Origin of the sequence: Clostridium saudiense (assembly GCF_000577815.1) — a bacterium.
GTDB classification, from domain to species: Bacteria; Bacillota; Clostridia; order Clostridiales; family Clostridiaceae; genus Clostridium; species Clostridium saudiense.
Genome location: NZ_CBYM010000030.1, coordinates 20173 through 40956, shown reverse-complemented (window position 1 = coordinate 40956; position 20784 = coordinate 20173). Strand labels below are relative to the sequence as shown.

17 protein-coding genes and 2 pseudogenes are annotated in these 20784 nt (G+C 28.6%); 15 read left to right on the top strand and 4 right to left on the bottom strand.

The window, feature by feature from the left end:
• Positions 1-8: 8 nt before the first annotated feature.
• Together TY07_RS13070 and TY07_RS13065 are read right to left on the bottom strand one after the other, a co-directional pair.
• Positions 9-1220 (bottom strand): FprA family A-type flavoprotein, encoded by a 1212-nt coding sequence (locus TY07_RS13070; RefSeq protein WP_042400734.1) that lies wholly within the window; start codon positions 1218-1220, stop codon positions 9-11.
• Between the two features lie 209 nt (positions 1221-1429).
• Positions 1430-1795: a winged helix-turn-helix transcriptional regulator gene (locus TY07_RS13065; RefSeq protein ID WP_052330727.1), complete on the bottom strand. Its 366-nt coding sequence runs from the start codon at positions 1793-1795 to the stop codon at positions 1430-1432.
• Positions 1796-2228: 433 nt separating this feature from the next.
• Between TY07_RS13065 and nifJ the strand changes: the two genes are divergently transcribed.
• The 6 genes and pseudogenes from nifJ (at position 2229) to TY07_RS13035 (ending at position 8853) form a co-directional block, all read left to right on the top strand.
• A complete protein-coding gene (gene nifJ, locus TY07_RS13060) occupies positions 2229-5768 on the top strand; it encodes a pyruvate:ferredoxin (flavodoxin) oxidoreductase (protein WP_042400730.1) in 3540 nt (1179 codons plus the stop codon).
• Between the two features lie 132 nt (positions 5769-5900).
• Positions 5901-6854, top strand: a pseudogene (locus TY07_RS13055) (hydrogenase small subunit).
• Between the two features lie 13 nt (positions 6855-6867).
• Positions 6868-7125, top strand: a pseudogene (locus tag TY07_RS18380) (nickel-dependent hydrogenase large subunit); the annotation flags it as partial.
• A 3-nt stretch (positions 7126-7128) separates the two neighbouring features.
• A complete protein-coding gene (locus TY07_RS18375) occupies positions 7129-7359 on the top strand; it encodes a nickel-dependent hydrogenase large subunit (protein ID WP_042400724.1) in 231 nt (76 codons plus the stop codon).
• Positions 7360-7367: 8 nt separating this feature from the next.
• Positions 7368-7835: a hydrogenase maturation protease gene (locus tag TY07_RS13040; protein WP_042400721.1), complete on the top strand. Its 468-nt coding sequence runs from the start codon at positions 7368-7370 to the stop codon at positions 7833-7835.
• A gap of 181 nt (positions 7836-8016) precedes the next feature.
• Positions 8017-8853 carry a metallophosphoesterase gene (locus TY07_RS13035; RefSeq protein WP_042400716.1) on the top strand — a complete coding sequence of 279 codons (837 nt, stop codon included), beginning with the start codon at positions 8017-8019 and terminating at the stop codon, positions 8851-8853.
• Positions 8854-8906: 53 nt separating this feature from the next.
• On the opposite strand, the gene pflB is transcribed toward TY07_RS13035, so the two are convergent.
• Complete coding sequence (gene pflB / locus TY07_RS13030; RefSeq protein WP_042400713.1) at positions 8907-11138, bottom strand: formate C-acetyltransferase; 2232 nt, start codon at positions 11136-11138, stop codon at positions 8907-8909.
• 450 nt (positions 11139-11588) lie between these two features.
• Positions 11589-11768, bottom strand: a complete 180-nt coding sequence (locus tag TY07_RS13025; RefSeq protein ID WP_042400710.1) for an alpha/beta-type small acid-soluble spore protein — start codon at positions 11766-11768, stop codon at positions 11589-11591.
• Positions 11769-12153: 385 nt separating this feature from the next.
• Between TY07_RS13025 and TY07_RS13020 the strand changes: the two genes are divergently transcribed.
• From TY07_RS13020 to hisB, 9 genes are all read left to right on the top strand, one after another.
• Entirely contained in the window at positions 12154-13107 is a 954-nt protein-coding gene (locus TY07_RS13020; protein ID WP_042400707.1) for an ABC transporter permease, read from the top strand.
• Complete coding sequence (locus TY07_RS13015; RefSeq protein WP_042400702.1) at positions 13097-14053, top strand: iron chelate uptake ABC transporter family permease subunit; 957 nt, start codon at positions 13097-13099, stop codon at positions 14051-14053. The genes TY07_RS13020 and TY07_RS13015 overlap by 11 nt, the downstream gene beginning before the upstream one ends.
• Positions 14050-14805, top strand: coding sequence for an iron ABC transporter ATP-binding protein (locus TY07_RS13010; protein ID WP_042400699.1), 756 nt, complete (start codon positions 14050-14052; stop codon positions 14803-14805). The genes TY07_RS13015 and TY07_RS13010 overlap by 4 nt, the downstream gene beginning before the upstream one ends.
• A gap of 102 nt (positions 14806-14907) precedes the next feature.
• Positions 14908-15849 carry a siderophore ABC transporter substrate-binding protein gene (locus TY07_RS13005; protein WP_042400696.1) on the top strand — a complete coding sequence of 314 codons (942 nt, stop codon included), beginning with the start codon at positions 14908-14910 and terminating at the stop codon, positions 15847-15849.
• Positions 15850-16105: 256 nt separating this feature from the next.
• Positions 16106-17170, top strand: coding sequence for an ATP phosphoribosyltransferase regulatory subunit (hisZ, locus tag TY07_RS13000; RefSeq protein ID WP_042400693.1), 1065 nt, complete (start codon positions 16106-16108; stop codon positions 17168-17170).
• A gap of 20 nt (positions 17171-17190) precedes the next feature.
• A complete protein-coding gene (gene hisG, locus TY07_RS12995; RefSeq protein ID WP_042400690.1) occupies positions 17191-17814 on the top strand; it encodes an ATP phosphoribosyltransferase in 624 nt (207 codons plus the stop codon).
• Positions 17815-17853: 39 nt separating this feature from the next.
• Positions 17854-19146: a histidinol dehydrogenase gene (gene hisD, locus TY07_RS12990; protein WP_042400688.1), complete on the top strand. Its 1293-nt coding sequence runs from the start codon at positions 17854-17856 to the stop codon at positions 19144-19146.
• Positions 19133-20206: a histidinol-phosphate transaminase gene (gene hisC / locus TY07_RS12985; protein WP_042400685.1), complete on the top strand. Its 1074-nt coding sequence runs from the start codon at positions 19133-19135 to the stop codon at positions 20204-20206. Before hisD ends, hisC begins: the two co-directional genes overlap by 14 nt.
• Entirely contained in the window at positions 20184-20765 is a 582-nt protein-coding gene (gene hisB / locus TY07_RS12980; protein ID WP_042400681.1) for an imidazoleglycerol-phosphate dehydratase HisB, read from the top strand. The genes hisC and hisB overlap by 23 nt, the downstream gene beginning before the upstream one ends.
• Positions 20766-20784 lie beyond the last annotated feature (19 nt).

Sequence of the window (20784 nt, the reverse complement as noted above, 5' to 3'; positions counted from 1 at the left end):
TTGTTTTTTTATTTTAAAACTTTATTTGCAAATTCTAATCCAAAATCATAAGCAGATTTTAAGTTTTCTTCACTAGGTCTAAATACTATACCTAGTGGTTCACATACTACATTAAATTTAAGTTGTTTATATCTTTCGTTAATATTTTTAAGAGCTTCTCCACTCCAACCATATGATCCAAAGCAACTTGCTGGTAATCCTTTATGAATTACTGGATTTAATGAAGATAAAATAGTCCATATTTGTGGTAAAGTATCAGATAATAATGTAGGAGAACCTAGTAATAAACCACTACATTGATTAATTTCATTTAATACTTCATTCATGTCTGCTGTAACTAAGTTATACATTAAAATATCAACATCAAAGTTTGAAGCTTCAATACCTCTTTTTATTTCTTTAGCAATTTCTTCAGTATATCCGTATGCAGTAACATATGGTATTACTATGCTTTGTTTTTCTCTTTTTGTTGGTTGACACCATTCTCTATAAAGATTAACAAACTTTTCAATATTAGTATGATCTAATACTAATCCATGTCCAGGACAAATGTACTTTAAGTTTAAATCCTTAATTTTATCAAGTGCTTTAAGCATAAAAGGTTTGAATGGTCCCATAATCATTCTAAAGTAATAATTATAAGCTTCTATATAGTCATCTTCTTTGCTATCTTCAATTGCACTTTTTAAAACACGTTCATCGCAATAATGAGCACCAAAAGAATCACAAGTAATTAATGTTTCATCTTCTATTACGTATGTGTACATTGTATCAGGCCAATGTAATTGAGGGGCACTAATAAATTTTAAAGTTTTATTACCTAAAGATAATGTTTCCCAATCTTTAACTACTTTACTTTTGAAAGGTTTATTAATAATTTCACTTAAATATTTAATAGCTAAAGTGCTTCCAACTACAGTAGCATTAGGAGCATACTCAAGTATTTTTTCAACTGATCCAGCATGATCAGGTTCTGTATGATTAACAACAACGTAATTTATATCCTCTAAATTCACAATAGAGCGAATTTTATCTAAATGTTCATCAAAGAATTTTTCTTTTACAGTTTCAAACAATGCAATTCCATCAGAACCCTTTAAAAGATAAGAGTTGTAAGATGTTCCAAATTTAGTTTCCATTATTATGTCAAAAATTCTTAGGTTTGGGTCAAGGGCTCCTACCCAAAATAGGTCTTCAGTTATTTTGAATGTATTAGACATGTAAAAATCTCCTTTTTTTTATTTATTATTAAATACCTCTATGGTCTATAATAATAATTATAATCTATCAATAACTATTGTCAATAAATAAACAAAGCAAGTGAATCGGTTTAACAGATTTATTTTAGTATTTGCAATAAAATATTAATATATTATAAATTAAAAGAAACTAGCTAACTCAATTACAATTTGCTGTTAGCTAATTTCTTTTAATTTTTTGTATTAGAGTATTCAACTCCATATGAATACATAGATTCAAGAAGAGGAATTATTTTTTTGCCGATATCAGTAAGTCCATATTCTACTTTAGGTGGAACAACAGGATAAACTTTTCTAAATATAAGATTATCTTCTTCTAAACTTCTTAATTGATTGGTTAGCATTTTCTGCGTTGTACCTGGCAACTTTCGTTTTAATTCGCTAAATCTTAGAGTATCATTACTTAAATACCATAAAATTAAAATTTTCCATTTACCAGATAATATTTTATGAACAAGTATCATTGGACATGTTTCATATTTGGCACAACGATCATTAAGACGGCAATCATTATGAAAAGTAAGTATTTTATTCATGATAACACCTCCTTTATTCGTACAAATATAAATAATAACATAAAACCAAGTATAAAACTATATACTTAGTATCTTTTTTGACACTATATATAAAAAAAGTGCCTTCTTGTAGAAAAATAACATAAAGAGTAATATTATGTATGGTCAAAATATCTAATTAATTAGTTTAAGTGTAATTACTTAGATATATAACCATTTAAAAATTTTTTAATTACTATTTAAAAATTAAATGTATAAAGATGGTAGTTTTCTATTGAAGAAATGAAAGTATGTTATTATACTAATAAGTGACAAAAGATTACAAAATTATACTAAGGAATATTTCTAAGAAAAGTACTAGAAAAAAAATAAAAATGAAGTATAATAATTATTATTAAATAACAATTATAATTATTTAAGAAACATTTAGGATGATGAAAGAAGGTATATTATCATGGCAAAGAGAATGATGACTATTGATGGTAATACGGCTGCTGCTCACGTAGCATATGCGTTTACAGATGTAGCTGCAATATTCCCTATAACTCCATCTACTACAATGGCAGAAGTTGTTGATGAATGGGCTGCTCAAGGGAAGAAAAATATTTTTGGACAAACAGTTAATGTTGTAGAAATGCAATCAGAAGCAGGAGCTGCTGGTACATTCCACGGTTCACTTCAAGCTGGTGCATTAACAACTACTTTTACTGCATCACAAGGTCTATTACTTATGTTACCAAACATGTACAAGGTAGCAGGAGAATTATTACCAGGTGTATTCCATGTAAGTGCTAGAGCAATAGCATCTCAAGCATTATCAATATTTGGAGATCATCAAGATGTTATGGCAGCAAGAATGACAGGATGTGTTATGCTTGCAGCTGGATCAGTACAAGAAGTTGCTGACTTAGCTCCAGTATCTCACCTTTCAGCTATTAAAGGAAGATTACCTTTTGTAAACTTCTTTGATGGATTTAGAACATCTCATGAAATTCAAAAAGTTGAAGTATTAGATTATGAAGATTATGCAGAAATGTTAGATAGAGAAGCTTTAAAAGAATTTAGAAGTAGAGCGTTAACTCCAAATAACCCTGTTACAAGAGGAACAGCTCAAAACTCAGATATTTATTTCCAAACAAGAGAAGCTTCTAATAAATTCTATAATGACATAATTCCAATAGTTGAAGAATACATGGCTAAAATGGAAGAGAAGACAGGAAGAAGCTATGGATTATTCAATTACTATGGAGCAGAAGATGCTAAAGAAATAATTGTTGCTATGGGTTCAGTAACTGAAGCTATAGAAGAAACTATAGATGAATTAAATGCTAGAGGAGAAAAATATGGATTAGTTAAAGTTCATTTATTCAGACCATTCTCTGTAGAGCATTTATTAAAGGTTATACCACAATCAGTAGAAAAGATTTGTGTAATTGATAGAACAAAAGAACCAGGATGTAATGGTGAACCATTATACTTAGATGTATGTTCTGCATTCTATGGAAAAGAAAATGCACCTAAGATAGTTGGTGGACGTTATGGATTAGCTTCTAAGGATGTTACACCATCTGATATCAAAGCTGTATTTGATAACTTAAAGAAAGAAAATTCTAAGAACTTCTTTACTGTAGGTATAGAAGATGATGTTACTTTCACTTCAATTCCAGTAGAAGATGAATTAAGAATTGCAACACCAGGAACAGTTAGATGTAAGTTCTGGGGATTAGGATCAGATGGTACAGTAGGAGCTAATAAGCAAGCTATTAAGATTATTGGTGAAAATACAGATAAATACGTACAAGCTTACTTTGCATATGACTCAAAGAAATCTGGTGGGGTAACTATGTCTCACTTAAGATTTGGAGATACACCAATAAGATCAACTTACCTTATTGATGAAGCTGATTACATAGCATGTCACGTGCAAGCTTACGTAAATCAATATGATTTATTAAAAGGTCTTAAAAAAGGTGGAAACTTCGTATTAAATACAATTTGGAACGAAGAAGAAATTGAAAGAAAATTACCAGCTAAGATGAAGAGATACATAGCTGAAAATGAAATAAACTTCTATACAGTTAATGCAACTAAGATTGCTTCTGAAATAGGATTAGGTAGAAGAATTAATATGATAATGCAATCTGCATTCTTTAAATTAGCAGAAATTATCCCACAAGAAGAAGCTACAGAATACTTAAAAGCTTCAATTAAGAAGGCTTACGGTAAGAAGGGTGATAAGGTTGTTAACATGAACTACGAAGCTGTTGAAGCTGGTATGAATTCATTAGTTAAGATTAATGTACCTGAAAGCTGGAAGACTGCTACTGAAGAAGCAAAAGTAGAAACTAAAGAAGTAACAGATTTCGTCAAAAACATAATGAATCCGATGAATGCTTTAGAAGGAGATAAACTACCAGTAAGTGCATTCAATGGATTAGAAGATGGTACATTCCCAGCAGGAACTGCAGCATATGAAAAAAGAGGTGTTGCTACAGATGTTCCAGAATGGAATATGTCAAAATGTATTCAATGTAACCAATGTGCTTTCGTTTGTCCACATGCATGTATTAGACCAGTTCTAGTAACTGATGAAGAATTAGCAAAAGCACCAGCAGGATTTGAAACTAAGAAAGCTACTGGTAAAACATTAGCAGGATTAAACTACAGAATTCAAGTAAGTACATTAGATTGTACTGGATGTAATAACTGTGTTGATATTTGTCCAGCACCAGGTAAGGCATTAGAAATGAAGCCACTTGGAACACAAGTAGAAACAGAAGTAGCAAACTGGGATTTCTCAGTATCAAAAGAAGTATCAAACAAAGAACACTTAACTCCAGGTAAAACAGTTAAGGATAGCCAATTCAAACAACCACTTATCGAGTTCTCAGGAGCATGTGCTGGTTGTGGAGAAACTCCATATATTAAGTTAGTAACTCAATTATTCGGTGATAGAATGATGATTGCTAATGCAACTGGATGTTCATCAATATGGGGAGGTTCAGCACCTTCAACACCATATACAAAGAACCATGAAGGTAAGGGACCAGCTTGGGCTAACTCATTATTTGAAGATAATGCTGAGTTTGGATACGGTATGTTCTTAGCAGCTGATCAAATGAGAAAGAAAATAGCTTCAAATATGGAAAGCTTAATTTCTATGGATATAGCTGAAGAATATAAAGAAGTATTCAAAAACTGGTTAGAAAATAAAGATAACGGAGAGCTTTCAAAAGTTCATTCAAGAGAAGTTGAAGCTATTTTAGCTGAAAACAACATTGAAAATGAAGAAGCAAAAGTATTAGTTGAAGAAATTAAAGAAAGAGCTGATTTCCTTGTTAAGAGATCACAATGGATCCTTGGAGGAGACGGTTGGGCTTATGACATCGGATACGGTGGATTAGACCATGTATTAGCATCAGGACAAGACGTAAATGTATTAGTATTTGATACAGAAATTTACTCTAACACTGGTGGACAATCTTCTAAATCAACTCCTGCTGCAGCTATGGCTAAATTAGCAGCTTCAGGTAAGAAGACTAAGAAGAAAGATTTAGGAAGAATGATGATGTCTTATGGAAATGTTTATGTTGCACAAGTAGCTATTGGTGCTGATAAGAACCAAGTAGTTAAAGCAATGCTTGAAGCAGAAGCTCATAATGGACCATCAATCATTATTGCTTACTCAACTTGTATCAGCCATGGATTAAAGAAGGGAATGGGATTCTCTATAAGAAACATGGATGAAGCAGTTAAGGCTGGATACTGGCATTTATACAGATACAATCCAGAATTAAAAGAACAAGGAAAGAATCCATTTAGCTTAGATTCTAAAGAACCACAAGGAAGCTTTAGAGACTTCATAATGGATCAAGTAAGATACTCTGCAATTGCTAAGCAATTCCCTGAGCAAGCGGAAGAATTATTCCAAATGACAGAAGAACATGCTAGACAAAAATATGCAGAATTAAAGAAGTTAGCAGAACAAGAATAATATATAACTGTGAGATAAATCCGATATATGGATTTATTTCACAGTTTTTTATTTTATTTAACTTTATTTTTATTGATTATTCTATTATGAAATAAAATAAACATAAATATAATAAAAATAAGGAAAGGTTTTATGTTTATATTTAAAAGTGATAAATATATTATACCTATAGAAGAAATAGATTTTTGGGAAAATAGAATTTTTGATAAAGATACAAAAGATCAAAAGAAAAATAAATTAGCTATGAATATGATAAATAATGCCATAGATAATGTTGAAAATAACAGAGTAAAAAAGATTAATGCTATATGGTTAGAAACTTCAGGGTGCTTTGGTGAAGTTATTTCACTTTTAAATTCAGAAGATCCTAATCTTATATATATGCTGGAGAAATTTGTGGATATGAAGTATTTTGGAAGTATTCAAGGAGATCAAGGTGAGGAAGCTTATAAAAATATAATTGATAATTTAGATACAGAATATATTTTTATAGTATCTGGAGCTATACCAACAAGGGACAATGGTCTTTATACAACAGTAGCTACTTATAAAGGTGAAAAGATAACTGCTATGAAAGCTGTGAGTGATATTTCTAAAAATGCACGTATAATAATTACTGTAGGAACCTGTGCATGTTTTGGAGGGCCTACAGCTGCAAAGCCAAATTTATCAAAGGCTTTAAGTGTAAGCGAATTTTTGAAAAGAACAGATATTATAAAAATTCCAGGATGCCCGGCTAATCCAGTTTGGGTAGCAGGAATATTAGGATATATAGCTTCTGGTGGAATTCCAGAACTTGATAGTAATGGAAGACCATTAGTTTATTATGATACTTTAATACATGATATATGCCCTAGAAGAAAATTTTTTGATCAAGGAATTTTTGCAAAAAAATTTGGTGAAAAAGAATGCATGTTTAAATTGGGATGTAGAGGAACCGTCACTTATGCATATTGCCCAGTAAGTAGGTAGAATAATACTTTTAATTGGCCTATTGAAGATAATACAACATGTATAGGATGTGCATCACCAGGATTTCCAGATGACTATGAACCTTTTGTAAAGTATGACTCTAGTAATGTGTAATAAGGGGATAAATATGACTACTATAAGAATAGATCCTGTAACAAGAATAAGTGGATTACTTAATATAGAAGTACAAGTTGAAAATAATAAGATTGTAGATGCTAAAGTAAGTGGAAGCCAATTTAGAGGTTTTGAAAAAATGTTTGAGGGAAGGCCGCCATTTGACATTATAAGATTAGTTCCAAGAGTTTGTGGAATATGTTCAACACATCATGCAATTACATCTGTAAGAGCTTTTGAAAATGCAATGAATATTACTCCTGATTTAAATTGAATGATATCAAATTATACATTAATACCTCCATCAGCATGGAATTTTTCACCTACAGATAGAAAGGGGTTAAAAGGAACTGTTGAACAAGCTTTAATTGGAGCAGAGATTAATGATATAAATGCTCCAGTAGAAATAGGAAGAATAGTTAGAAGTTTTGATCCATGTTTAAATTGTGCTGTACATGTGACAAGTAATAGGCATAAACCCATAAATATAATAATTAATTCATAGGAGTAACTATGGTTAAGGTTTTTGGAATAGGAAATATTCTTTTAAAAGATGATGGAATAGGTGTAAGGTTAGCAAGAAATATAAAAAGGAGAGTAGATAAAGATAATATTAATGAAATAGAAGTTTTTATTGGAGAAACTGATTATTTATATTGCTTAGAAAACATAAATGATGATGAATTTATAATAATATTAGATTCAACTTATTTTGGAATAAATCCTGGTGAAATTACTTTTAAAAAGCTAGAAGAATGTGATAAGCTAATTAGTAAAGAGATAACTGCACATGAAACAAGCCTCTTAAGTCTGGTGAGGCTTGAGAAAACAAATGTAAATGGCTATTTTATTGGTATAGAAATAGATAGTATAGAATATTCATTGGAATTATCAAATATTTTACAGAAAAGATTTAATTCTATATATGATGAAGTTTATGAATTTATTGTAAAAATAGCTAAAGAGCTTTATTTTTTATAAAAAAAAGTATATTATTAGATTTTAATATAAAATAGAAATTATATTTTAAGTATATAATTTCTATTTTTTAATTTTAAAGTAAAGTACAGTGAGAGAAAATTAATTATATAATACATATAATATAAGCAATTTACTATTTATAGCTTGATAAAAAACTAACAACTTAAAGGAGGATAGGGTTATGGAAATAATAATTGCTATAGCTATGCTTACAGGAGTGTTTTGTTATTATCAAAATAATAAAATTGTAATAACAAATATAAAATTAAAGCAGAAGATAAATAATAAAGTTAGAATAGCACAAATATCAGATTTACATAGTAAAGAGTTTGGAAAAAATAATTATATTTTATATAAAAAAATTATTGAACAAAAACCTGATATTATTGTTGCAACAGGGGATTTGATAGATTCAAGTATGAAAAAGCTTGATGAAATAATTGAATTTTGTAGCAGTATAAATAAAGACATTCCTATGTATTATATATTAGGAAATAATGAAATGAGATGTAGTAGAGTAAGTGAAATAGTAGAGAAGTTGAAAAAAAATAAAATATGTGTATTAGAAAATGAAATAGAATCTATAGAAGTAAAAGGAAATAAGATTAATATTTTAGGATTGGAAGAAAAAAGAATAGATGAAGGTGAATTATTTTATAGTAAAGTTAATAGCAGATATGGCACTGAAAATATAGAAAAAATATTTAGCAGATTAGAAAGATTAGATGGAATAAAAATTGTACTATCACATTATCCTGAAAATTTTGAGTATGTAGAAGAAGGAGCCTATAGTAAATATAATTTTGATATTATGTTTTCAGGTCATGCACATGGAGGGCAGTTTATATTACCAGGAATAGGTGGAATATTTGCCCCAGGACAAGGATTATTTCCTAAGTATTATAAAGGAGTATATGGAGAAAAAAATAAATTAATAGTTAGTAGAGGATTGGGTAATAGCGGATTTCCATTGAGACTATTTAATAGACCAGATTTAGTAATTGTTGATTTAATTTAAAAAATAAGAGCTTATTGCGTGTGCAATAAGCTCTATTTAATATTATAAACAAATTACATTGATTTGTGGAATGTTCTGTTTATAACGTCTAATTGTTGTTCTCTTGTTAATTTAATGAAGTTAACAGCATATCCAGAAACTCTGATTGTTAATTGTGGATATTCTTCTGGGTGATCCATAGCATCTAATAAAGTTTCTCTATTAAATACATTTACGTTTAAGTGTTGAGCACCTTGAGAGAAGTATCCATCCATCATAGTACCTAAGTTATGGATTCTGTTTTCAGGTGTTTTTCCTAATGCATCTGGAACGATTGAGAATGTATTAGAAACACCATCTTGTGAATGTTCATAAGGGATTTTAGCAACTGAGTTTAATGATGCTAATGATCCGCTACAGTCTCTTCCGTGCATTGGGTTAGCTCCTGGTGCAAATGGTTCTCCAGCTTTTCTTCCACATGGAGTTGTACCAGTTTTCTTACCGTAAACAACGTTTGAAGTGATTGTTAATACTGATTGAGTGTGGTAAGCATTTCTGTAAGTCTTGTTTTGTCTGATCTTATTCATCATGCTTTCAACTAACCATGCAGCAATTTCATCAACTCTGTCATCGTCGTTTCCGTATTTAGGGAAATCACCCTCAACTTCGAAATCTACAGCTATTCCTTCTTCATTTCTTATTGGCTTAACTTTAGCGTATTTGATTGCAGAAATAGAGTCAGCACAAACTGATAAACCAGCTATACCACAAGCCATAGTTCTGAATACGTCTCTGTCATGTAAAGCCATTTGTAATTTTTCATATGAATATTTGTCATGCATGTAGTGGATAACATTTAATGTATTAACGTAAAGGTTAGCTAACCAGTCAGTCATAACATCGAATCTATCCATAACTTCATTGTAATCTAAGTATTCACCAGTTAATGGAGCAGTCTTAGGTCCAACTTGCATTCCGTACTTTTCATCTTTACCACCGTTTATAGCGTAAAGTAAAGTTTTAGCTAAGTTAACTCTAGCACCGAAGAATTGCATTTGCTTACCAACTCTCATTGCAGATACACAACAAGCGATAGCATAGTCATCTCCCCAGTATGGAGCCATTAAATCATCATTTTCGTATTGAACTGATGATGTATCAATAGAAACCTTAGAACAGAAATCTTTAAATCCTTGAGGTAATCTAGTTGACCATAAAACAGTTAAGTTTGGTTCTGGTGATGGTCCTAAAGTATATAATGTGTTAAGTACTCTGAATGAGTTCTTAGTAACTAAAGTTCTACCATCTAATCCCATACCACCGATTGATTCAGTAACCCAAGTTGGATCTCCTGAGAATAAATCGTTGTATTCTGGAGTTCTTAAGAATTTAACTAATCTTAACTTCATTACGAAGTGGTCCATTAATTCTTGAGCTTCTTCTTCAGTGATAACACCGTTTCTTAAATCTCTTTCAATATAGATATCTAAGAATGTAGAAGTTCTTCCTAAAGACATCGCAGCACCATTTTGGTCTTTGATAGCTCCTAAGAATCCAAAGTATAACCATTGTATAGCTTCTTTAGCGTTAGTAGCTGGTTGAGATATATCAAATCCGTAGCTAGCAGCTAATCCTTTTAATTCTTTTAATGCAAGAATTTGATCAGATATTTCTTCTCTTAATCTGATTACATCTTCATCAATTGTTTTAACTTCTAAGCTTAATTTTTGTTGTTCTTTATCTTGGATTAATCTATCAACACCGTATAAAGCAACTCTTCTGTAGTCACCTATGATTCTTCCTCTACCATAAGCATCTGGAAGACCAGTGATAACACCAGATTTTCTAGCTAATCTCATTTCTGAAGTATAAGCATCGAAAACACCTTGGTTGTGAGTTTTTCTGTATTTAGAGAATATTTCAGATATTCTTGGGCTTACTTCATATCCATAAGCTTTAGCTGCATTTTCAGCCATTCTTATACCACCGTATGGCATTACAGCTCTCTTTAATGGAGCATCAGTTTGTACACCAACGATTTTTTCAAAAGCTTGATCAATGTAACCAGGCTTGTATTCATTGATTCCAGATATAGTTTCTGTATCTACATCTAAAACTCCACCATTTTCTCTTTCTTTTTTGAATAGTTCACTAACTTCAGCCCAAAGCTTGTTTGTATCTTCAGTAGCTCCAGCTAAGAAACTATCATCACCTTCATATGGAGTATAGTTAGTTTGAATAAAGTTTCTTACGTCAATACTTTTTGTCCATGAACCTGTTTTGAAATCATTCCATTCTTCTCTCATCATAGCGCCTCTTTTCTAACATTTTATAAATATATATAAGTATTGTCATTTATGTTAAACAATAATTAAATAATAATAATTATTATTTAACAATGGCATATTTAAACTATATCACTAATTTTTGAAATTTTCAAGATAGAAATTAAAAAAATTTATTATAAAAAATATAGCGAAATAGTACATAAATTATAATATCATAGTATTACATGATAAGCAAAGGGAAGAAGTGGAGTAGTTATGATATATATTAAAGAAATTTAGCCAATTAATTATTAAAATGTAAAAAATAATTAAGATACAGGTATGATAGTTAAAAAATTAACAATAAATTATAATTAATTTGTAAATATTATAAAATTTAATTAAAAAGAGTCTATATGAATATCCTATTAATTTTAAATAAGATATTATAAAGACTCTTTTTCCTAATTAATAATATTTATTCAATTTTTAGATTCCTTTTTCGTATTGTTCTACCATTCTTTTAACCATTTCTCCACCAACACTTCCGCATTGTTTAGAAGTAAGGTTACCATTGTAGTCAGTGAAAGGAACTCCCATTTCGCTTGCTACTTCATTTTTGAATTTAGATAAACCATTTTTTGCTTCTGGAACTAATTTTTGTGCCATTATAAAGTTCCTCCTTTATGATATTTATTTATAAAGTAATCATTTACTTTACACTATTATGTTGTGCAGAAAAGCGTTAAATACTCTATAAAAAAGTAGGGAATAGTACCAAAAAAGTTATTTCTGTATAACGAATACCTTAATTAATATGCTTTTACTAAATTGTAATAATATTCAATATCAATGAGAAAAAAATCAAAATTAACTAAAAAAGTTTTAAAGAAAATAAAAAATATAAAAAATAGAAAAAATACCTAGACAATAGAAGAATAGAATGATAAAATGTGTAAGAAATAAATGAAAATTAATATCAATTAATAAATAATTTCAAATAGAATTATTTATTGTTTTTTGAGATAAGGTAAGGCAATATGGGGGAAAGCAAATGAAGAAAAGATATTTATTTATTGTATTAATAATATTATGTATTGCTTCAATATTTATAGGGGTAACTAATATCAATATTAATGATATATTAACTTTTAATATTGATAAGATTGAAATATTACTAATTAGTAGATTACCAAGGCTTATTGCAATAATCGTAGCAGGAGTTGGATTAAGTATTAGCGGTTTAATAATGCAGCAAATTAGTAAAAACAAATTTGTTTCTCCTACAACAGCAGCAACAGCAGATTTCGCTAAGCTAGGAATTTTATTTTGTATAATGATAATTCCAGGAGCAACGATTATGCAAAAGATGATAGTATCTTTTGTTTTTGCAGGATTAGGCACTGTACTATTTATGAAAATGATAAAAGCAATCAAAATAAAGAATATAGTATTTGTACCTTTAATAGGTATGATGCTAGGAAAAATTGTTGGATCAATAACTACATTCTTTGCATATAAATATGATTTAGTTCAAAATATTTCATCATGGATGGAAGGGGACATGTCTTTAATAATGAAAGGAAGTTATGAATTATTATACTTAAGTGTTCCTATGGTTATTATAGCATTTTTATATGCAAATAAATTTACTATTGTAGGAATGGGGGAAGACTTTGCAATTAATTTAGGATTAAATTACAACTTTGTAATTAATGTAGGCTTAGCAATAGTTTCATTAATTTGTGCAGTTACAATAATTACAGTTGGTAATATACCTTTCTTAGGTCTTATAATTCCCAATATAGTAAGCTTATATAGTGGAGATAATTTAAAGAAAACACTATATCATACAGCTTTATTAGGGCCTATATTCTTACTTGCCTGTGATATTTTAGGAAGAATAATAATATTCCCATTTGAAATGTCAATTAGTTTAACAGTAGGAGTTATAGGAAGTATAATTTTCCTTTATATGATAGTAAGGGGGACAAAAAATGAAGACTAAAGATAAAAAGAGTATAATAATTTTAACAGTTTTAGCTCTAATATTAATAACTTCGTTTTTATTTATTGGTGTAAATAGTGTTAATTTTAAATATGCTTTATATAGAAGAATTCCTAAAATATATGCAATGATATTAACTGGTGCAGCAATCGGTTTTTCATCATTAATATTCCAAACAGTTACAAACAATAGAATATTAACTCCTAGTATATTAGGAATAGATTCACTATATGTATTATTACAAACAACTATAGTGTTTTTATTAGGATCATCATCTGCAATAATAAGCAATGGAAATATAAATTTCATTATTACAATAGTATCTATGCTTTTATTTTCAAGTTTAATATATAAATTTATATTTAAAAAAGGAAGTAAAAATATATTTACATTGTTATTAGTTGGTGTGGTATGCGGTACTTTATTTGAAAGTTTAACTACATTTATGCAGGTTCTTATAGACCCAGTAGAGTTTCAAGTAGTACAAGATAAAATGCAAGCTAGCTTTAATAATATAAATACTGATTTATTATTTGTATCAAGTATTGTAATAATACTATGTATAGGATATGTTTATGATTATTTAAAAATACTAGATGTTATGTCATTAGGAAGGGATGAAGCTATAAATCTTGGAGTAGACTATGACAAAATGGTAAAGAAAATGTTAATAGTAGTAGTTTTATTAACTTCAGTTGCAACTGCATTAGTTGGACCTATAACTTTTTTAGGGCTACTTGTAGTAAATATAGCAAGGCAGGTTATATCAAGTTACAAACATAGTACCTTAGGCATAGGAACTATATTAATTAGCATAGTAGCATTGATAGGTGGACAATTATTTGTTGAACAAGTAATGAATTTTGGTGTATCAGTAAGTGTAATAATTAACTTTATTGGAGGAATTTATTTCATTTACTTAGTAATGAAGGAGAGAAATAGATGATAGAAGTAAAGAATATAAGTAAAGCCTATGGAAATAAAAAAGTAGTAGATAATGTATCTTTAAATATTCAAGAGGGTAAAATAACTTCTTTCATTGGTCCAAATGGAGCTGGAAAAAGTACTCTTCTTTCAATAATGAGTAGACTTTTAAAGCGAGATTCTGGAGAAGTTTTATTAGATGGAAAAGATATTTTAAGTTGGGATAATAAAGAATTAGCGAAAAAAATAGCTATATTAAGACAATCTAATAATATTAATATTAGATTAACAATTAAAGAGTTAGTTAGCTTTGGTAGATTTCCTCATTCACAAGGAAATTTAAAAGAAGAAGATTATAAATATATAGATGAAGCAATTAATTATATGCAGCTTAAGGAATTTGAAGATAGATATTTAGATGAATTGAGTGGTGGACAAAGACAAAGGGCTTATATTGCAATGGTAATAGCTCAAAATAGTGATTATATATTCCTTGATGAGCCATTAAATAATTTAGATATGAAGCATTCAGTAGAAATAATGAAAACTTTAAGAAAGCTTTGTGATGAATTAAATAAAACCGTTGTAATAGTTATACATGATATTAATTTTGCTTCTTGCTATTCAGATTACATTGTTGCATTAAAAGATGGTAAACTTGTGAAAAATGGTGTAACTGAAGAAACTATACAAAAGGAAGAGTTAGAAAATATATATGAAATTGACTTCCATATAGAAAATATTAATAACAGAAATATTTGTGTATATTTCTAATAAAAAGAGAAGTGTATTTTATGGCAAATTATTAAATTTGCCTTTAAATAAGAAATATATTGATAATGAGTATCAATATTAAAAACAAGGAGTGTTTTAAGGATGAAGAAAAAAACAATTTTATCAATAGTAGTTTTATTAGTTATAGTTTTAGGTATATTTGGTATAACTAAATTTGTTGGAGCTGAAGGTAATGCTGAAGGAGAAACTTTAGTGGTTACACATGAGTCAGGAGAAACAACAGTTAATAAAAATCCTAAAAGAGTAGTAGTATTTGATTACGGTATATTAGATTCATTAGATAAATTAGGTGTTGAAGGAATAATAGGTGTAGTTCAAGATGGAATTCCAGAATATTTAAGTAAATATGCTAGTGAAGAATATTCAAGTATAGGAACTTTAAAAGAACCAGATATGGAAAAAATATTTGAATTAACTCCAGATTTAATAGTAATTTCTGGTAGACAAGCTGATTATTATGAAGAGTTAAATAAAATTGCACCAACTATCAATTTAAGCTTAAATAATGAAAATTATTTAGAATCATTTGAAACTAATATGAATATATTAGGAGAAGTTTTTGGTAAAGAAAAGGATGTAGAAAAAGAACTTGCTACAATTAAAGAATCTATTCAAGAGTTAAATACTAAGGTAACAGAAAAAGGTATTAATGGCCTTATTGCATTAGCTAACGATGGTGCATTTAGTGTTTATGGAGCAGAATCAAGATTTGGAATAATCCATAACGGATTTGGTGTTACTCCAGTTGACACAACAATTGAAGGGTCAACACATGGACAAAAGGCTTCATTTGAATATGTAGTAGAAAAAAATCCAGATTATTTATTTGTTGTTGATAGAGCTGCTATTGCAGGAGGAACAACATCAGCAAAAGAATTATTTGAAAATGAATTAATGGAAAAAACAGATGCTTATAAAAATGGAAATATTGTTTATTTAGATCCAAGTATTTGGTATACAGCAACAGGTGGTTTTACATCAACAATGAAGATGGTTGAAGAAATTAATAGTGCTATAAAATAGGTTTAAAGACTAGTTACGTTTTAAGTAACTAGTCTTTTGTTATGTAAAAATTAATAAAATGTAAAATAGTTGATTATGATTAAAACAAATTGATATTTATGTATAAATAAGATTAAAAAAATAGTAATAATATATGAAAATGGAAGATAAAATAATAATTGACAAATAAAACCATATAAGGTATTATTGATAATAACTTTAACACTTTAATCTGCTAAAGGGGGCGATTTGAATTAAAAATATTATACCAGAAGGAATGCGAGATTTTACGGTTGATGAGTGTAAGAGAAGAAATAAGATTATAGAAACTATTACTGAAAGGTTTAGTAAATGGGGATATAGTGAAGTTTCTACTCCAATAGTTGAATATTATAAAACTTTCAATCATAAAACTCAAGATTTAAAAGAAGAAGAAATGTACAAGTTTTTTGATAGCAGAGGAAGAATTTTAGTATTAAGGCCTGATATGACTGTACCTGTTGCAAGATTAGTTAATACTAAATTAAAAGATATGAAGTTACCTCTAAAGCTTTTTTATAATGCAGAGGTTTTTAGAGTACATGAAAGCTTTGAGGGAAAGAGAAATGAATATTTAGATTGTGGAATAGAGTTAATTGGGGCATCTGGAGAAAAAACTGACTTAGAAGTGTTAGTGACTGCATTAGAAGTATTAAAGGCATTAGATACTAAAAAAGAATTTAAGTTAGAGATAGGTAATGTAAATATATTGAAATCAGCATTAAAAGATATGAATTTATCTATTGATAATCAAAATAAGGTTATTGAGTTAATTAATAAAAAAAGTTTAACAAGTTTAAGGGAATATTTAGATGATATAGAAATTAGAAAAGAGTATAAAGAATTTTTAAATAAATTTCCTTGGCTTTTTGGTGGTTATGAAATGATTAAAAAAGCTAAAGGTTTAGCATTTAATGAGGATATGAAAAAAAATATAGAGTATCTTGAAAACTTATATTTAAACTTGCAAAAGCTTGGATATGAAAAGTATTTATCTGTTGATATTAGCATGGTACCAAGAGTGAATTATTATTCAGGAATAATTTTTAAAGGATATGTAAAAGAAATAGGTTCAACTGTTATTAGAGGTGGAAGATATGATAATTTACTAGAGAGTTTTGGTAAAAGTATTCCTGCAATAGGATTTTCAGTAGATGTAAATTTGCTCATTGATTCTTGTGATTATGAAGAAAAAGTTAATTCAGAAAAAATTATTTTAAGTAAAGATAATTATTTGGAAGAATTAAGAAAAGCAATAAATAAAACTAGAAATGGCGAAAAGATAGAAATAATTTATAAATAGAATTAAAAGGTGTGGGTGATTTGATTAGTATAGCGCTTACAAAGGGTAGGATAGAAAAAGGAGCAATTAAGTTATTAGAGCAAGCTGGATTTGGAGTTGAAGAATTAAAAGATAAGGGCAGAAAGTTGATTTTTAATGATACCAAAGAAGATATACGATATTTTTTAGTTAAAGCAAATGATACTGTTACCTATGTAGAACATGGAGTAGCAGATATTGCAATAGTAGGTAAGGATACGTTATTAGAAAAAGAAGAAAATTACTATGAGGTATTAGATTTAGGAATGGGAAAGTGTAAATTTATTGTAGCAACATTACCAGGTACTAATATTTTTAATAAAATAGGCCATATAAAAATAGGTACAAAGTATCCAGCGGTAGCAAAGAGCTATTTTGAGGGCAAAGGAATGGATGTTGAAATCATAAAAATAGAAGGATCTGTAGAGCTTGCACCTATACTTGGAATTAGTGAAGGTATTGTAGACATAATGGAAACTGGTACAACATTAAAGGAAAATGGTCTAGTTGTTGTAGATGAGATTTGTGATATTAGTTCAAGAGTGATAGTAAATAAATCAAGTTTTAAATTAAAAAGAAATGAAATAAATAGTTTTATAGATAAAATAAGAGAAGTATGTAACTAATAGTGTTTATTATATAAAACTAAAGGGGGCAAGGTTAATATGATAGACATAATAGAATTGGACAATAAGAGTATAAAAGAAATTGTAAAATGTTTAAAAAAGAGAAATAACACAGCTGATGTAAGAAGAAATGTTGAAGATATTATTGAAGATATTAAGGAAAATGGAAACAAAGCGTTAAGAGAATATACATTAAAATTTGATAAAGCAGATTTAAAGGATTTTTTAGTTTCTGAAGAGGAAATTAATAATGCTTACAACAAATGTGATAAGTCAATATTAGAGATATTAGAAGAAAGCAAGAATAATATTACTAAGTATCATGAAAAACAAAAAAAGACAGGCTATCTTTATCAAAAGGAATTAGGAATTTATATGGGGCAAAGAATAATTCCTGTTGAAAGTACAGGGGTGTATGTTCCAGGGGGGAAGGCAGCATATCCTTCATCAGTATTAATGAATGTAATTCCTGCAAAGGTTGCAGGTGTTAAAGAAATTATAATTGCAACACCACCTAATAGTGATGGTGAAGTTAATCAAAATATATTAGTAGCAGCTAAAATTTGTGGCGTTAATAAAGTTTATAAAATTGGAGGCGCACAAGCTATTGCAACATTAGCTTTTGGAACAGAAAGTATTAATCCTGTGGATATGATAGTAGGGCCAGGAAATGCATATGTAGCAGAGGCAAAGAGGCAGGTATACGGAATTGTTGGCATAGATATGGTTGCTGGACCTAGTGAAATTTTAGTTATTGCTGAGAATGATGCAAATCCAAGATATATAGCTGCTGATATGATGTCACAAGCAGAACATGATGAATTAGCATCATCAATTTTATTAACAACATCTAAAGAGTTGGCTTTGAATGTTAAGAAAGAAATTAGTATTCAAATTAAAAATCTTTCAAGAAAAGAGATAATAGAAAAATCCTTAAGTGATTATGGAAAAATAATTGTGTGTAATGATATTGATGAGTGTATAAAGCTAACTAATTTAATTGCACCAGAACATTTAGAGATTTTACTTGAAAATCCTTTAGATTACTTAGATGAAATAAAAAATGCAGGTTCTGTTTTTTTAGGATCATATACACCAGAACCTATAGGAGACTATTTTGGTGGTACAAATCATGTATTGCCTACTAGTGGAACAGCAAAATTTTCATCACCATTATCAGTTGATACTTTTGTAAAAAAATCATCATTTTTATCTTATTCAAAGCGTGCATTATATAGGGATGGCAATAAGATAATAAAATTTGCAAACGAAGAAGGATTAACTGCTCATGCAAATTCTGTAAAGGTAAGATTAGATAATGAAGAAAATTAAAAGTTATAAAGGGATAATGAATGATGAATTTGGTATAAGAGTAAATGGTAATGAGAGTTATAAAAATATTACAAAGGATGAATTAAATGAGATTATTGAAGAAGTAAAAAAAATAAATTTTAATAGATATCCGGATAATGATTCTATAGATATAAGAAAAGCATATGCAAATGTAATTGGAGTAAGTGAAGAAAATATTATTGCTGGCAATGGATCAGATGAAATGATTTCTTTAATAATAGATACTCAAATAACTAAAAGGAAAACTGTATTAACTATTAATCCAGATTTTTCAATGTATGATTTTTATACTTCTTTAAATGATGGGATAATTAAAAAATATAATACAGAAAAAGATGGCGAGTTCTCAGTTAGTAAATTTATAACATATGGTAAGAAAGTGGAGCCAAAAGTTATTATCTTTTCTAATCCTAATAATCCAACAGGTCATGTAATAAGCTCAGAAGATATTATTTTTATTTTAGAATCATTTAAAGATACTTTAGTGGTAGTTGATGAAGCTTATTATGAATTTTATGGACAAAGTATGATTGGGTATATAGAAATTTATAAAAATTTAGTTGTTACAAGAACATTATCTAAAGCCTGGGGATTAGCAGCACTAAGAATAGGATTCTTAATTGCAAATAAAGAATTGATTAAAAGCTTAAACTTAAGCAAGGTTCCATATAATTTAAATACATTTTCTCAACTAGTAGGATGTATTGTTTTGAGACATCCAGAAAGGATATTAAAAAATGTCGAAGAAATAGTGCATGAAAGAGAAAGATTATATAAAAGATTAAATGAAATACAAAAGAATAGTAATGATGAAATCAAATTTTATAAATCAAAGTCTAACTTTATTTTTGGTAGAACAAAAAATAAAGAAAAATTAAAAAAGGCGTTAGAGGATAAAGGAATATTAATAAGATATTTTGAAGATGATAGCTTTAGAATTTCAGTAGGTTCACCTTTGGAAAATGACTTTATTGTAAATATTATAGGAAATAATATGTGTGAAGTGAGGGAGAAGTGTGAAGAGAATATCTCAAATTAATAGAAAGACTAATGAAACAAATACTATTTTAGACATTGACTTAGATGGAGAGGGAATAAGTAATATACAAACTAATATAGGATTTTTTAATCATATGATTGATTTACTGGCATTTCACAGCAATATAAATATTAATTTAAATGCAGATGGAGATATTGATGTTTGTGATCATCATTTAATAGAGGATGTTGGAATTGCTTTGGGAAAATGCATGAATGAAGCATTAGGAGAAAGAAGAGGAATAAAAAGATATGGAACTTTTTTTCTTCCAATGGATGAAGCATTAGTAATGGTATCAGTAGATATTAGTGGAAGAAGTTATTTGCATTTTGAAGGGGACTTTAAAAGAGAAAATATAGGTGATTTTTCTACAGAAATGGTTAAAGAATTTTTTAGAGCTGTTGCCTTTAATGCAGGAATTACATTGCATATAAGGGTTTTATATGGTGAAAATGATCATCATAAAATCGAAGGGATATTCAAAGCTTTTGGAAGAGCATTAAAAGAAGCTATTACTATTGAAGGTAATAGCATACCTTCTTCTAAAGGTGTTCTTTAAAAAAATTAAAGAATTGTGG

Bases quoted from the DNA above. Each gene is read 5' to 3' on its own strand.
- TY07_RS13070 (WP_042400734.1), bottom strand. From the start codon at position 1,220: ATGTCTAATACATTCAAAATAACTGAAGACCTATTTTGGGTAGGAGCC.
- TY07_RS13065 (WP_052330727.1), bottom strand. From the start codon at position 1,795: ATGAATAAAATACTTACTTTTCATAATGATTGCCGTCTTAATGATCGT.
- nifJ (WP_042400730.1), top strand. From the start codon at position 2,229: ATGGCAAAGAGAATGATGACTATTGATGGTAATACGGCTGCTGCTCAC.
- TY07_RS18375 (WP_042400724.1), top strand. From the start codon at position 7,129: ATGATATCAAATTATACATTAATACCTCCATCAGCATGGAATTTTTCA.
- TY07_RS13040 (WP_042400721.1), top strand. From the start codon at position 7,368: ATGGTTAAGGTTTTTGGAATAGGAAATATTCTTTTAAAAGATGATGGA.
- TY07_RS13035 (WP_042400716.1), top strand. From the start codon at position 8,017: ATGGAAATAATAATTGCTATAGCTATGCTTACAGGAGTGTTTTGTTAT.
- pflB (WP_042400713.1), bottom strand. From the start codon at position 11,138: ATGAGAGAAGAATGGAATGATTTCAAAACAGGTTCATGGACAAAAAGT.
- TY07_RS13025 (WP_042400710.1), bottom strand. From the start codon at position 11,768: ATGGCACAAAAATTAGTTCCAGAAGCAAAAAATGGTTTATCTAAATTC.
- TY07_RS13020 (WP_042400707.1), top strand. From the start codon at position 12,154: ATGAAGAAAAGATATTTATTTATTGTATTAATAATATTATGTATTGCT.
- TY07_RS13015 (WP_042400702.1), top strand. From the start codon at position 13,097: ATGAAGACTAAAGATAAAAAGAGTATAATAATTTTAACAGTTTTAGCT.
- TY07_RS13010 (WP_042400699.1), top strand. From the start codon at position 14,050: ATGATAGAAGTAAAGAATATAAGTAAAGCCTATGGAAATAAAAAAGTA.
- TY07_RS13005 (WP_042400696.1), top strand. From the start codon at position 14,908: ATGAAGAAAAAAACAATTTTATCAATAGTAGTTTTATTAGTTATAGTT.
- hisZ (WP_042400693.1), top strand. From the start codon at position 16,106: ATGCGAGATTTTACGGTTGATGAGTGTAAGAGAAGAAATAAGATTATA.
- hisD (WP_042400688.1), top strand. From the start codon at position 17,854: ATGATAGACATAATAGAATTGGACAATAAGAGTATAAAAGAAATTGTA.
- hisC (WP_042400685.1), top strand. From the start codon at position 19,133: ATGAAGAAAATTAAAAGTTATAAAGGGATAATGAATGATGAATTTGGT.